The organism is Microbacterium paraoxydans (genome assembly GCF_900105335.1).
Lineage (GTDB): Bacteria > Actinomycetota > Actinomycetes > Actinomycetales > Microbacteriaceae > Microbacterium > Microbacterium paraoxydans.
The window spans coordinates 3,064,737-3,078,375 of sequence record NZ_LT629770.1; the positions used below are offsets into that span (position 1 = coordinate 3,064,737).

Sequence of the window (13,639 nt, forward strand, 5' to 3'; positions counted from 1 at the left end):
GGCATACGGCATGACCGTAGACTGAGGCGATGAGCGAGGACCAGCGACCCCGGCTGCGCGATCTGTTCCGTCCGCGCCCCGTGGTGACCGATCGGACCGTGACCACCGAAGCCGACGAGGCGGTGCCGCTGCCCCTGCGCATCACGGCCAGCTACGCCTGGCGCCTGCTGCTCATCGCCGCGGCGGCCGGCGTCTTCATCTGGCTGGTGATGCTGCTCAAGCTCCTCGTCATCCCGCTGATGGTGGGCATCCTCATCACCGCCCTGCTGTGGCCGGCGTTCTCCTGGATGCTGCGTCACGGATTCCCGCGCTGGCTCGCGATCGCTGTCTCCCTCATCGGCACGATCGCCATCGTCACGGGGCTGATGTGGCTCGTGGTCTGGCAGGTGCGCGCCCAGCTCCCGGACGTGCAGCAGCGCACGACCGAGGCCTTCGACCAGTTCCAGGTGTGGCTGCACGACGGTCCGCTGAACCTGTCGGACACGCAGATCGCGAACTACCTACAGCAGGGCCTCGACTTCATCAGCGAGCAGGCGCAGGTCCTCTGGACGGGGGCCCTCGCGATCGGGACGACCGTCGGGCACGTCGCCACCGGCGCGCTGCTGTCGCTGTTCATCCTCATCTGCCTCCTCGCCGACGGCGCCGGCATCTGGCGCTGGACGCTGCGGATCTTCCCCCGGAAGGCCCGTCCCGCCGTCGACGGCGCCGCGCGCAACGGCTGGACGACGATCGTCAACTACGCCAGGACGCAGCTGTTCGTGGCGACGATCGACGCGATCGGCATCGGCCTCGGCGCGTTCCTGCTCCAGGTGCCGCTCGCGCTGCCCGTCGCGGTCCTCGTGTTCCTCGGCTCGTTCATCCCCATCGTCGGTGCGGTCGTGACCGGTGCCGTGGCCGTCTTCCTCGCACTCGTCTACAACGGGCCGTGGATCGCCCTCTGGATGCTCGTCGTCGTCCTCGCCGTCCAGCAGATCGAGGGCCACATCCTGCAGCCGATCATGATGGGCTCCGCCGTCAAGGTGCACCCCCTCGCCGTCGTCCTCGTGGTCGCGGGCGGCGCGATGATCGCGGGCATCCCGGGTGCCCTGTTCGCCGTCCCGCTGGCCGCGTTCGTGAACGTGGCGGCGGTGACCATCAGCTCGGGATCCTGGCGCACCGGCGTCGGGCCGAGCGGAGACCTGATCTGGAGCACAGTTCCGCGCGAGCGGAGACGGAGGAATCGATGAGCGCAGTCCCCAGCCTGACCGAGTTCCAGGACGCGGCTCGAAGTCTGGCTGAGGTGATCTCGCACACCCCGACGCTGCCCTCCCGGGCGCTGTCCGACGCGCTCGGTGCCCCGGTGCTGCTGAAGATGGAGAACCTGCAGCGCACGGGCTCCTTCAAGATCCGCGGCGCGGCGTACCGGCTCTCCCGGCTCAGCGCGGAGGAGCGCTCCCGTGGCGTCGTGGCGGCCTCGGCCGGGAACCACGCGCAGGGCGTCGCGCTGGCCGCCCAGGCGCTCGGCATCCCCGCGACGATCTTCATGCCGCTCGGGGTCCCCGTGCCGAAGCTCCTCGCCACCCGCGGCTACGGGGCCGAGGTGGTGCTCGAGGGGGAGACGGTCGCCACGTCGCTGCGCCTGGCCGCCGAGTTCGCGGAGCGCACCGGCGCCGTGCTCATCCACCCGTTCGACCACCGCGACATCGTGATCGGGCAGGGCACCCTCGGTCTGGAGCTGCTGGAGGATGCGCCCGAGATCGACACCGTCGTCCTCGGCATCGGCGGCGGAGGACTGATCGCCGGGGTCGCCGCCGCGGTCAAGGCCAAGGCCGCCGAGCTCGGACGGACGATCCGCGTGATCGGCGTCCAGGCGGAGAACGCGGCCGCGGTGCCGCCGTCGCTCGCGGCCGGGGAGCCGGTCGACATCGTCACGCGCCCCACCATCGCCGACGGCATCCTCGTCGCGCGCCCGGGAGCTGTGCCGTTCGAGATCATCAAGGACCTCGTCGATGAGGTGGTGACCGTCTCGGACGACGACCTCGCGCGCGCCATGCTCGTCCTCCTGGAGCAGGCCAAAGTCGTCGTGGAGCCCGCCGGTGCGGCGGGCGTCGCCGCGATCCTCTCCGGACGTGTGTCGGCGACCGGCACGACGATGGCCGTGCTGTCCGGCGGCAACATCGACCCTCTCCTGCTGCAGCGCGTGGTGTCGCACGGCCTCGCCGCCTCCGGCCGGTACCTCACGATCCGCATCCCGCTGCCCGACCGTCCCGGCCAGCTCGCCCGCGTGTCCGAGCTCATCGCGGAGGCGGGAGCGAACGTCATCGAGGCGATGCACACGCGTCACGGCCACGGACTGCAGATCAGCGAGGTCATCCTCGAGCTCAGCGTCGAGACCCGCGGCGCGGACCACTCGGCCCACACGCTCGACACTCTCCGTCGCGCCGGCTTCGCACCCATCGTCGTCCAGGACTGACCCCCGGACGCGAGACACCCCCTCGACCGTGGCGGTCGAGGGGGTGTCTCGTGGTGGCGGGCGTCAGCCCGTGTAGGTCTCCACCTTCACGATCTCGACGCTGATCGAGCGGCCGTTGGGTGCCTCGTACGACGAGGACTCGCCGACCTTGAGGCCCAGGATCGCCTGGCCCAGCGGGCTGGCCTCGCTGTAGACGTCGAGGTCGCTGCCGGCGGCGGCGATCTCACGGCTGCCGAGGAGGAAGACCTCCTCGCCGCCCGCGACGATCGCGGTCACGACGGTGCCCGGCTCGACGATGCCCCGGCTGGCAGGGGCCTCGCCGACCTTGGCGGTCTTCAGCAGCGCCTCCAGGGTGCGGATGCGCGCCTCCTGCTTCCCCTGCTCGTCCTTCGCCGCGTGGTAGCCGCCGTTCTCCTTGAGGTCGCCCTCCTCGCGGGCCGCCTCGATGCGCTTGGCGATCTCGTCGCGACCGACGGTGGAGAGGTGTTCCAGCTCGGCGACGAGCCGGTCGTAGGCTTCCTGCGTGAGGAAGGGGACCTGAGCATCGGTGGACATGACGAAGCTCCTTCTATCGGGATCCCGCCGAGATACCGCGGGGGATATGCCAAGACGCCCCGGCACGGTGCCGGGGCGTCGTCTGTCTGGCATCAGTCTAGGCGACCCAGCAGGTGTTCACCAAACCTGTCGTGGCCTCCGCGACGGTCGGGATGCGCTCCGCACGGGTGAGCGCATGGGCATCTCCCGCCGGGATCTCCACGATCTTCCAGCCCACGACGCCGAACTCCTCGTCGAGGGCCTCGAGCACGCACACGACGTCCTTGCCCTGGACGCCGGTCACCTGGAAGCGCACGTCGACGGCGTGCTCGTCCACGAGCTCGAAGCCCAGATCATCGGCGTCGACCGCGCTCAGCGACTGGCCCACGATGGACCACGCGAGGGCGGCGAGGAGGAGGAGCGCGACGGCCCCGGCGAGGAACCATGGCCACCGACGGCGGCGGGTGCGGCCATAGCGTTCGTCGAGCTGGAGGGCGGTCGTCACAGGTGGGGTCTTCCGGTCGTTAGGCTGGTGATACCAGGTTATGCGACCTGCGTACGAAAGGCCGATTCATGCGCTTCCTCTCCGAGACCCCGATGCCGACACCGTCGATGACGGTGGCTCCGGAGTCGGTCACGCCGGGCTTCGCCGGCTTCGCGGTGATCGTCATCGTGCTCGTCGCCGTGATCCTGCTGATCTGGGACATGAACCGCCGGATCCGCCGCGTGCGGTACCGGGAAGAGGTCCGCGAGGAGCTCGATGCGGAGGAGGCCGCCCGCGCCGCCGAAGACGCCCAGGACCAGGGTCGCGCCGCACCGGAAGCGCCCGACGAGGAGCCGCGCGAGCGCTGACCCCCGCTCAGGGCGCGCCGAGCGACGGCGACAGCGGGTGCAGGGCGATCAGCAGGCACGCGGTCCAGTGGCACAGGAAGGCGAGGACCGTGCACACGTGGAAGATCTCGTGGAAGCCGAAGTGGCCCGGCCAGGGGTTCGGCTTCTTCAGCGCGTAGACGATGGCGCCGCCCGTGTAGAGCAGACCGCCGACGATCACGAGCACCATCATGGCGACGTTGGCGTTGAGCAGGTCGACGATGTACATCACCGCGGCCCAGCCGAGCAGCAGATACAGCGCGACGTAGAGCCAGCGCGGCGCGTGGATCCAGAACACCCGGAAGAGGATGCCGACCAGGGCACCGCTCCAGACCAGGGTCAGCAACAGCACGCCCTTCTCCGGCGGCAGCGCCAGGGTCGCGAGCGGGGTGTACGTGCCGGCGATGAGCAGCAGGATGTTGGCGTGGTCGATCCGCTTGAGGATGCCCTTCACCCGGGGCCGCCAGTTGAAGCGGTGGTATACGGCGGAGTTGCCGAACAGCAGCAGCGAGGTGGCCATGAAGACCGCCGCCGCCCACTTCGCCGCCGCCCCCTGGGACACGGCGATGAGGACGATGCCCGCGGCGATCGCGAGGGGGAACGTGCCGGCGTGGATCCACCCGCGCCAGGTCGGTTTGATCTCGGCCGCCGCGTCGACGGCCGCCGCTTCGAGCAGCGGCAGCTTCGGGAGGTCGGCGCCGGTCTGGTCGGAAGTGCTCACGTGCTCACTCTAAGCGGGAGCGCATGCCCGTCCCCGTACATGTCCCCAGCTTCTGCACCGGCGCGGAAGGGCGGGGCAGGGTAGCGTAGGTGGGTGATGTCACGCGAGAGCCCGGGGCGGGGACCGCTGTACCGGCTGTACACCAGCCGGCTGCGTCGCCACCTCGATCCGGCCTCCGTTCCGCACCACGTCGCCATGATGATCGACGGCAACCGCCGGTGGGCGCGGCAGCTCGGGTTCGACACCCCGGCCGAAGGGCACCGTGCAGGCGCCGCCAAGATGCAGGAGTTCCTCGGCTGGTGCGACGAACTCGGAGTGCGTGTGGTCTCGCTCTACCTCCTCTCCAGCGACAACCTCCGCAAACGGGACTCGGCGGAGCTCGCCGACCTCATCGAGATCATCGCGGAGCTCGCCGAGGCGCTGTCGCAGAAGGGGAACTGGCGGGTCAAACACGTCGGCCGCTCCGACATCCTCCCGGCGGAGCTGGCGCGTGTGCTCGCCGATGCGGAGGAGCGCACGAAGGACCACACGGGTCTGCACGTGAACCTCGCGGTCGGGTACGGCGGCCGGAACGAGATCGTGGACGCGGTGCGCAGCATCATCACCGCACACGAGGCGTCCGGCGGCACGCTGGAGGACCTCGCGGCGCAGCTCACTCCGGAGATGATCGGGGAGCACCTCTACACGGGCGGCCAGCCGGATCCCGACCTCGTGATCCGCACGAGCGGCGAGCAGCGGCTCAGCGACTTCCTGCTGTGGCAGAGCGCGCACAGCGAGTTCTACTTCGTCGAGGCGCTGGGGCCGGACCTCCGTCAGGTCGACTTCCTCCGTGCGATCCGCGACTACGCCGACCGCGACCGCCGCTTCGGACGCTGATCCGAGGGGCGCGGGCGCGTGTCACAATGACGCAGTGAGCACTTTCGACGACTACCTCGGCACCTTCGACGCGGAGCCAGGCTATCTGAACTGGGCGGCTTTCGGTCCCGTGTCGCCCTCCGTCCGGGCCGAGGTCTTCGCGGACGCGGACCTCCTCGGGAACGGCCGGCCGTCGTCGCTGGCGCTCGTGGGGGAGCGGATCGGGCAGGCGCAGGAGGTCGTCGCCGAGCTCCTCGGAGCCGATGCCGCGGACGTCACGTTGCAACCGTCGTCGACCCACGGCCTCATGCAGGCGCTCTACGGGGCCACCGGCACGGTCGTCGCGAGCACGGCGGAGTTCCCGAGCGTGAGCCTCACCCTGGAGCGCGCCGCGGCCGCGTCACAGCACGCGGTCACGCCTCGCTGGATCACCCCCGACGACGGACGGGTCACCCCCGACGCCGTCGCTGCCGTCCTCGACGACGATGTCGTGGCGCTCGCCGTCAGCCACGTCGACTTCCGCACCGGCTATCGGGCCGACCTCGCCGCGCTGCGGGACGTCCTCGGCCCCGACCGCCTCCTCATCGTCGATGCCGTGCAGTCCGTCGGCGTGGTCGACGCGGACTACAGCGTCGCCGACGTCGTCGTCGGACATGGCTACAAATGGCTGCGCGCGGGCCGGGGCACCGGGTTCGCCTGGTTCTCGCCGTACGCACGGGAGCGCATCGCGCCGGTGCTCTCCGGCATCACCGGGACGGCGGCGAGCGGGCTGGTCGTCGACGAGCTGCCCGCCCCGGCACCGGACGCGAGGGCCTACACGATCAGCATGCCGGACACGCTCGCCGCCGGCCGGCTCGCGATCGGCGCTCGGGACGTCAGGGACGCCGGGGTCGCGGCGATCGAGGAGCGGGTGGCCGCGCATGTGGACGCGGTCATCGCCACGGCCGACCACCACGGGATCGCCGTCGTCTCCCCACGCGAGCGCACCGAACGCGCCGGGATCGTCGCACTCGCACCGGAGGAACCGGCGCGGCTCGCTGCGGCTCTCGCCAACGCCGGACTCGTCGTCACCGCTCGGGGCGGATCCATCCGCATCGCGCCGCACGCCGGAACCGACGCCGAGACCCTCGGCCTGCTCGACGAGGCGCTCGGGGCGTTCGGCAGGGAATCGTTCATCGTCCCGTAACGAATCGCTGGCGTGTCGAGTCCGTGGAAAACCCTCGGGCGGCCGTACCTTCAAGGCATCGGGCAAGGCGCCCGGTCGGGTCGGCCTCAGGTTCGCGACTCGTGACCCCCTGGTCGACTCGTTCGAATAGCCGGGAATCCCCGGGTCGGGAGTGGGTCGTGACCACACGTACAGCGCAGCAGTCCACCAGCACCGCGCAGCAGTCCACCCGTCAGACGCCGAGTCAGGCCGCGGCCGCAGAACCGGATCAGGATCTGCGCACCTACGTCCTCGACACCTCGGTCCTGCTGAGCGATCCGCAGGCGCTCTTCCGGTTCGCGGAGCATTCCGTGGTGCTCCCGGTCGTCGTCATCACCGAACTCGAGGGCAAGCGGCACGACCCGGAGATCGGCTACTTCGCCCGCCAGGCGCTGCGTCACCTCGACGACCTCCGCGTCGAGCACGGCCGCCTCGACTTCCCGGTGGAGGTCGGCGAGGGGGGCACTCTCCGCGTCGAGCTCGGCAACGCCGACCTCTCGGTGCTCCCGGCCGGTATCCGCCTCAGCGACAACGACAGCCGCATCCTCTCCGTCGCGATGCACCTCGCGCAAGACGGCCAGGCCGTGACCATCGTGTCGAAGGACCTGCCGATGCGGGTGAAGGCCGCGTCCCTCGGGCTGCGTGCCGAGGAGTACCTCGCGGAGCAGGCCGTGGACTCGGGCTGGACCGGCATCGCCACTGTCGATCTCTCCGGTGACGACATCAGCGACCTCTACGAGAGCGAGGTCGGGCTCAGCGAGGATGTGCACGGGCTTCCCGTCAACACCGGCCTGATCATCCACTCCGAGCGCGGGTCCGCACTGGGTCGGGTCACCGGTGACGGCGAGTTCCGGCTCGTCCGCGGTGACCGGGACATCTTCGGCATGCACGGGCGTTCCGCCGAGCAGCGTATCGCGATCGACCTGCTCCTCGACCCGGAGGTGGGCATCGTGTCCCTGGGCGGGCGTGCGGGTACCGGCAAGTCGGCGCTCGCGCTGTGCGCGGGGCTGGAGGCCGTGCTGGAGCGCCAGCAGCAGAAGAAGATCATCGTCTTCCGTCCGCTGTTCGCCGTGGGTGGCCAGGAGCTCGGCTACCTCCCGGGCGACCAGGGCGAGAAGATGAACCCCTGGGGTCAGGCGGTGTACGACACGCTCGGCTCCGTGGTCTCGGGGAATGTCATCGACGAGGTGGTCGAGCGCGGGCTCCTGGAGGTGATGCCCCTCACCCACATCCGCGGACGGTCCCTGCACGACGCCTTCGTGATCGTGGACGAGGCGCAGTCCCTGGAGCGGAACGTGCTGCTCACGGTGCTCAGCCGGATGGGCCAGAACTCCCGCGTGATCCTCACCCACGACGTCGGGCAGCGCGACAACCTCCGCGTCGGCAGGCACGACGGCATCGCGAGCGTCATCGAGACCCTCAAGGGACACGGCCTCTTCGGTCACGTCACCCTGACCCGCTCGGAGCGCTCCGCCATCGCCGCCCTCGTCACCGACCTCCTGGAGGGTGGCGAACTCAGCTGACCCGTCACCGGCACGATCCGGAGCCGGAGACGACGGATGCCGCGAGGGCCGAAGCCCCCGCGGCATCCGTGTCAGGCGTGGATCAGCCCGGGTGGGTCATCGACAGGAGGTCGAGCTTCTCGTCGAGCTGCTCGAGGGTGAGCTCGCCGCGCTCGACGTAGCCGAGGTCGATCACGGCGTCGCGCACCGTGATGCCCTTGGCCACCGAGTGCTTCGCGATCTTCGCTGCGGCCTCGTAGCCGATCAGCTTGTTCAGCGGCGTCACGATCGACGGGCTCATGCCTGCGAAGGCGGCGGCGCGGTCGAGGTTCGCCTGCAGGCCGTCGATGGTCTTGTCGGCGAGCACCCGGGAGGCGTTCGACAGCAGGCGGATCGACTCGAGCACCGCGGTGCCCATGACCGGGATGGCGACGTTCAGCTCGAACGAGCCGGAGGCCCCGGCCCAGGCGACGGTCGCGTCGTTGCCGATGACGCGCGCGCACACCATCAGCACGGCCTCGGGAACGACGGGGTTGACCTTGCCCGGCATGATCGACGACCCGGGCTGCAGGTCGGGGATGTGCAGCTCGCCGAGACCGGTGTTGGGGCCGGACCCCATCCAGCGCAGGTCGTTGTTGATCTTCGTCAGCGAGACCGCGATGGTGCGCAGCGCGCCGGAGGCCTCGACGAGACCATCCCGGTTCGCCTGCGCCTCGAAGTGGTCCTTCGCCTCGGTGATGGGCAGCTCGGTCTCGGCCGCGAGCAGCTCGATGACCTTCTGCGGGAAGCCGAGCGGCGTGTTGATACCGGTGCCGACGGCCGTGCCGCCCAGGGGCACCTCGGCCACGCGGGGGAGCGCCGACTGCACGCGCTCGATACCCAGGCGGATCTGACGGGCGTACCCGCCGAACTCCTGGCCCAGCGTGACGGGCGTCGCGTCCATGAGGTGCGTGCGGCCGGACTTGACCGCGTCCTTCCAGAGCTCCGCCTTGGCTTCGAGCGCGACGGCGAGGTGGTCGAGCGCCGGGATCAGGGTGTCGATCAGCGCCTGGGTGACCGCGATGTGCACCGAGGTGGGGAACACGTCGTTCGACGACTGCGAGGCGTTCACGTGGTCGTTGGGGTGCACGGTCGAGCCGAGGATGCGGCTCGCGAGCGTCGCCAGGACCTCGTTCATGTTCATGTTCGACGAGGTGCCGGAGCCGGTCTGATAGGTGTCGACGGGGAACTCGCCGTCGTGGCTGCCTGCGGCGACCTGGTCGGCGGCCTGGGCGATCGCGTCGGCGATGGCGCCGTCGAGCGTGCCGAGCTCCTTGTTCGCCAGCGCGGCGGCCTTCTTGATGCGCGCGAGTGCGGCGATCTGCGTGGACTCCAGGCCCTTGCCGGAGATCGGGAAGTTCTCCACGGCGCGCTGCGTCTGCGCCCCGTAGAGCGCGTTCACGGGCACTCGCACCTCACCCATGGTGTCGTGTTCGATGCGGTACTCGGTGTCGGTCATTCCGAACCCTCCTTGGTTGCGGGGTCGATCCCCTCGGCTTCGATGCCGACCGTGATGACGGGCGCTGCCTCACCCTCGGCCAGACGGTAGTTGGCGCCGACGATGCCGAGACGGCCTTCGGCGACGGCGTTGCTGATGATCTCGGACGACTGCAGCAGGTCGTTGACGGTGTTGCGCAGGTGCTCGCGTCCGACGAGCTCCGCATCGATGTCGGCCACCGTGCCGCCGCCGCTCTCCGCGAGGACCTTGCGCGCGGCAGGGACGATCGGCGCGATGAGCTTCCAGATGTGCGGGGGGAGCGGGTCGGCATCGATGGCGGTGCCGTCGATGGCGGCGCGCACCGCACCGCAAGAGTCGTGTGCGAGCACCACGATGAGCGGCACCTCGAGAACGGCGACCGCGTACTCCAGGCTCGCCACGATGGACTCGCCGATCACCTGTCCGGCGTTGCGCACCACGAAGAGGTCACCGAGGCCGAGGTCGAAGATGATCTCCGCGGCGAGGCGGGAGTCCGAGCAGCCGAACAGCGTCGCGACGGGGTGCTGGGCCGCGGTGAGGTCCTTGCGGCGGTCGACGTTCTGGTTCGGGTGCTGGGGCTCGTCGCGGACGAAGCGACGGTTGCCGTCCTGCATCTGCTTCCAGGCGGCGGCGGGGGTCAGCGGGTGGGTCATCGGGCCTCCGAGACGGTGCGGATCTGGGGGATGAGCGACTCCGCGAGCTCCGCGGTGGAGTCCGCGGAGCGCGAGCCGTAGAGGAGCACGTAGTCGTCGCCGGCCTGGGTGCCGAGGGCATAGGTGACGTTCGCGTCGGCGCCGGCGGAGCCGGGTCGATAGACGTCCCACTCCCGGCCGCCGATACGCACGGTGTCGGTCGGGGCGACGCCGTTCAGCCGCTGCGGGGCCCACGAGGCGTCGGCGTCGAAGGCCTGGGCGAGCTTGATGAACCCGCGCTCGTCCTGTGCCGCGGGGGCGAGGGTGACCTCCCAGACCACGGGCGCTCCGCTCTGCAGTTCGGCGGCGTTCACCCGCCAGAAGTCGTCCGTCTCGGGGACGATCGCCGGGCTGCCCATGGACGACTCGACGTCCGCGGCGATGGCGGCCACGTCGATCGGCTTCGCGGCGACCGGCTCGCCCCGGGGGACGAGCGCGATGATGACGACGACCACCGCGAGGGTCACCACGAGCGCGGCGACGAGGTTGCGGACCGTCTGGCTCGACCGGTAGGCCTTGCTCGACGCGGCCTTGCGTGCCGCGGTCTCGTCCGGCGTCTCCGGTCGACCGAGGTCGGCATTGATCGCTGGACCCTTGCTCATGACGCGTCGCTCTCGTCGGTGGTGGCGGTGCGCGCGGCTTCGAGGCGACGCTTCGCGCCGAGCAGCCACTCCTCGCAGCGGGCGGCCAGAGCCTCACCGCGCTCCCAGAGTGCCAGCGAGTGCTCGAGGGTCGGTGCCCCCTGCTCGAGCTCGGCGACGACCCGCACGAGTTCGTCACGGGCGGCCTCGAACGACAGCGTGTCCACAGGGGTGTCGTTCACGGCGCTCACTCCTCCATCCTACGTCGTGCCCCGGACGCCGCCTGCTCAGGCGCCTTCCGCGATCTCGCCCTCCGAGCGCACCGCGAGCGACCCGCGATCCACCGTGAGGGTCAGGGCGCTTCCCGCGGGTGCATCGGACGCATCGCGGAGGATCACGCCGCCTTCGAGGTGGGCGATCGCATAGCCGCGGGCCAGAGTGGCGGCCGGGGAGAGAGCGCGCAGCGAGGCTCGCAGTTCGCTCGTCCGCCGGCCGGCGTCGTCGAGCTGCCTGGTCACCGCGTCGCGGCCGCGGGCGAGGAGCAGGAAGGTCTCCTGGGCGCGCGTGTCGATGATCGGATCGGGGGAGCGCAGCACCGGACGGGATCGCAGCTGCTCGAGCTGGGCGATGTCGTGCGTGAGGCGCTGGGTGAGGCGGGTGGTGGCCCGGGACCGGAGCTGCGCGATGAGCGCGCGCTGCTCCCCGACATCGGGGACGACGCGCTTGGCGGCATCGGTCGGCGTCGACGCGCGCAGGTCGGCGACGTCGTCGAGGAGAGGGTGGTCGTTCTCATGGCCGATGGCGCTGACCACGGGTGTGGAGACCGCGGCGACCGCCCGGACGAGACGCTCGTCGCTGAAGCCGAGGAGGGTCTGCGGGTCGCCGCCGCCGCGCGCGATGATGATGACGTCGACCTCGGGGTCTGCGTCCAAACGGGCGAGAGCCGCGAGCGTGTCCGGCACGCAGCGATCGCCCTGCACCGCGGCGTACGCGGTCTTGAACCGCACCTGCGGCCAGCGCAGCTCAGCGTTGCGGTGCACGTCCTTCTCGGCGTCGGAGCGCTCGCCGGTGATGAGTCCGATGACGTGGGGGAGGAACGGCAGGCGTTTCTTGCGGGCGGGATCGAAGAGGCCCTCCTGTCGGAGCTGGACCCGCAGCCGCTCCAGGCGCTCGAGCTGGTCGCCGAGCCCGACGTGCTTCATGGCCGAGACCGCGAAGCTGAAGTCCCCGGAGCGGACGAAGTAGTCGGCCTTCACGGCGGCGACCACGTGATCGCCCACGCCCAGGTCGGCGGGGATCCGGCCGCGCACGCTCGACCAGACGCGGATGGAGATCTGCGCGTCGGAGCGGGTGTCCTTGAGACGGGCGAAGACGTTGCCGGCGCGGACGTTCCAGGAGGTGATCTCGCCCTCGACCCACACCGTGTTCCACCGTGCGACGAAGTCGCGGATGGTGGCGTTCAGCCGAGCGACCGAGGTCGGCGCCTGCGCGGTGGAGTCGCGGGGGGCGACGGCATCCGCCGGCGGGGTTTCACCCGGTCCCGTCGTCGCTTCGAAGACTGTCATCTGCTCCCGTTCCTGCTCGCGCGCTCACCGGCCCCGTCCAGCCGGGCGACGGTAGAATCGAGGGGTGACTTCGACTGCCGTTCATCTTCCCGCTCCTCGCATCCCACGAGTGCGCGCCGCGGCCGGGCGGCTTCAGGATAACCCGGTGCCCGGACACAAGCGCGTCCTGCTCGCCGCCCCCCGCGGCTACTGTGCTGGGGTGGACCGTGCGGTGGTCGCTGTGGAGAAGGCGCTGGAGCGCTACGGCGCCCCGGTCTATGTGCGAAAGCAGATCGTGCACAACATCCACGTCGTGACGGAGCTCGAGGCCAAGGGCGCGATCTTCGTGGAGGAGGTCGACGAGGTGCCGGAGGGCGCGCACGTCGTCTTCAGTGCGCACGGCGTCTCCCCGGCGGTCGTGAACGCCGCCTCCGACCGCGGTCTGCATGCGATCGACGCCACCTGCCCGCTCGTCACCAAGGTCCACCGCGAGGCCGTGCGCTTCGCGCGGGACGACTTCGAGATCCTGCTCATCGGCCACGACGGACATGAGGAGGTCGAGGGCACCGCAGGCGAGGCTCCCGATCACGTCACGGTCGTCAACTCTCCGGAAGAAGCCGACACCGTGCAGGTGAAGGACCCGTCCAAGGTGGTGTGGCTGTCGCAGACGACGCTCTCCGTCGACGAGACGATGGAGACGGTGAACCGACTGCGCACCCGCTTCCCCGAGCTGCACAATCCCCCGTCCGACGACATCTGCTATGCGACGCAGAACCGGCAGGTCGCGATCAAGAAGGTCGCGCAGGGCGCTGATCTCGTCATCGTGGTCGGCTCTGCCAACTCCTCCAACAGCGTGCGTCTCGTCGAGGTCGCCCTCGAGTACGGAGCCAAGGCCGCGTACCGCGTGGACTACGCCGAGGAGATCCGCCAGGAGTGGCTCGACGGCGTGGAGACGGTGGGCGTCACCAGCGGCGCGTCCGTCCCGGAGGTTCTCGTGCGCGAGGTGCTCGACGCGATCGGCGACGCCGGGTACCGCGACGTGGAAGAGGTCAAGACGGCGGAGGAGGACCTCATGTTCTCCCTGCCGAAGGAGCTCCGTCAGGACGCCTCGGGTCAGCGCGACGCGCGTGCCCTCGGCGGCCGCGCCTCCGCTGGAGGGGGTGCGTAG

At 70.4% G+C, this 13,639-nt stretch carries 15 protein-coding genes; 7 read left to right on the forward strand and 8 right to left on the reverse strand.

Going from position 1 to position 13,639, the window contains the following annotated elements:
• Positions 1-29: 29 nt before the first annotated feature.
• Entirely contained in the window at positions 30-1,226 is a 1,197-nt protein-coding gene (locus BLU02_RS14970; RefSeq protein WP_025103936.1) for an AI-2E family transporter, read from the forward strand.
• The gene (gene ilvA, locus BLU02_RS14975) at positions 1,223-2,452 is read left to right on the forward strand and encodes a threonine ammonia-lyase (protein WP_025103937.1); all 1,230 of its coding nucleotides are present in this window, start codon (positions 1,223-1,225) and stop codon (positions 2,450-2,452) included. Before BLU02_RS14970 ends, ilvA begins: the two co-directional genes overlap by 4 nt.
• A gap of 63 nt (positions 2,453-2,515) precedes the next feature.
• Here ilvA and greA read toward each other — a convergent pair whose 3' ends face one another.
• Both greA and BLU02_RS14985 read right to left on the reverse strand, forming a co-directional pair.
• Complete coding sequence (gene greA / locus BLU02_RS14980; protein WP_025103938.1) at positions 2,516-3,007, reverse strand: transcription elongation factor GreA; 492 nt, start codon at positions 3,005-3,007, stop codon at positions 2,516-2,518.
• Between the two features lie 97 nt (positions 3,008-3,104).
• Positions 3,105-3,491, reverse strand: coding sequence for a DUF4307 domain-containing protein (locus tag BLU02_RS14985; RefSeq protein WP_060922683.1), 387 nt, complete (start codon positions 3,489-3,491; stop codon positions 3,105-3,107).
• A 68-nt stretch (positions 3,492-3,559) separates the two neighbouring features.
• Between BLU02_RS14985 and BLU02_RS14990 the strand changes: the two genes are divergently transcribed.
• The gene (locus BLU02_RS14990; protein ID WP_060922684.1) at positions 3,560-3,838 is read left to right on the forward strand and encodes a hypothetical protein; all 279 of its coding nucleotides are present in this window, start codon (positions 3,560-3,562) and stop codon (positions 3,836-3,838) included.
• A gap of 7 nt (positions 3,839-3,845) precedes the next feature.
• Here the strand turns inward: BLU02_RS14990 and trhA are convergent, their stop codons facing one another.
• Positions 3,846-4,577 carry a PAQR family membrane homeostasis protein TrhA gene (gene trhA, locus BLU02_RS14995; RefSeq protein WP_060922685.1) on the reverse strand — a complete coding sequence of 244 codons (732 nt, stop codon included), beginning with the start codon at positions 4,575-4,577 and terminating at the stop codon, positions 3,846-3,848.
• Between the two features lie 96 nt (positions 4,578-4,673).
• On the opposite strand from trhA, the gene BLU02_RS15000 reads away from it, so the two are divergent.
• The 3 genes from BLU02_RS15000 (at position 4,674) to BLU02_RS15010 (ending at position 8,159) form a co-directional block, all read left to right on the forward strand.
• On the forward strand, positions 4,674-5,453 hold the full coding sequence (locus BLU02_RS15000; RefSeq protein ID WP_060922686.1) for an isoprenyl transferase: 780 nt from the start codon (positions 4,674-4,676) through the stop codon (positions 5,451-5,453).
• 34 nt (positions 5,454-5,487) lie between these two features.
• A complete protein-coding gene (locus tag BLU02_RS15005; RefSeq protein ID WP_060922687.1) occupies positions 5,488-6,618 on the forward strand; it encodes an aminotransferase class V-fold PLP-dependent enzyme in 1,131 nt (376 codons plus the stop codon).
• A 158-nt stretch (positions 6,619-6,776) separates the two neighbouring features.
• Positions 6,777-8,159: an RNA 5'-3' helicase PhoH2 gene (locus BLU02_RS15010; RefSeq protein WP_060922688.1), complete on the forward strand. Its 1,383-nt coding sequence runs from the start codon at positions 6,777-6,779 to the stop codon at positions 8,157-8,159.
• An 82-nt stretch (positions 8,160-8,241) separates the two neighbouring features.
• Here the strand turns inward: BLU02_RS15010 and BLU02_RS15015 are convergent, their stop codons facing one another.
• From BLU02_RS15015 to xseA, 5 genes are read right to left on the reverse strand one after another with little or no spacing between them, the layout of a single operon-like run.
• On the reverse strand, positions 8,242-9,636 hold the full coding sequence (locus BLU02_RS15015) for a class II fumarate hydratase (protein WP_060922689.1): 1,395 nt from the start codon (positions 9,634-9,636) through the stop codon (positions 8,242-8,244).
• The gene (locus BLU02_RS15020) at positions 9,633-10,307 is read right to left on the reverse strand and encodes a carbonic anhydrase (protein ID WP_025103947.1); all 675 of its coding nucleotides are present in this window, start codon (positions 10,305-10,307) and stop codon (positions 9,633-9,635) included. The genes BLU02_RS15015 and BLU02_RS15020 overlap by 4 nt, the downstream gene beginning before the upstream one ends.
• Positions 10,304-10,948 (reverse strand): DUF4245 family protein, encoded by a 645-nt coding sequence (locus tag BLU02_RS15025; RefSeq protein ID WP_060922690.1) that lies wholly within the window; start codon positions 10,946-10,948, stop codon positions 10,304-10,306. The genes BLU02_RS15020 and BLU02_RS15025 overlap by 4 nt, the downstream gene beginning before the upstream one ends.
• Positions 10,945-11,178 (reverse strand): exodeoxyribonuclease VII small subunit, encoded by a 234-nt coding sequence (locus tag BLU02_RS15030; RefSeq protein ID WP_060922691.1) that lies wholly within the window; start codon positions 11,176-11,178, stop codon positions 10,945-10,947. Before BLU02_RS15030 ends, BLU02_RS15025 begins: the two co-directional genes overlap by 4 nt.
• Positions 11,179-11,214: 36 nt before the next feature.
• Complete coding sequence (gene xseA, locus BLU02_RS15035; protein WP_060922692.1) at positions 11,215-12,492, reverse strand: exodeoxyribonuclease VII large subunit; 1,278 nt, start codon at positions 12,490-12,492, stop codon at positions 11,215-11,217.
• Positions 12,493-12,592: 100 nt separating this feature from the next.
• Here xseA and BLU02_RS15040 point away from each other — a divergent pair, with 100 nt between their 5' ends.
• Positions 12,593-13,639, forward strand: a complete 1,047-nt coding sequence (locus BLU02_RS15040) for a 4-hydroxy-3-methylbut-2-enyl diphosphate reductase (protein ID WP_167627867.1) — start codon at positions 12,593-12,595, stop codon at positions 13,637-13,639.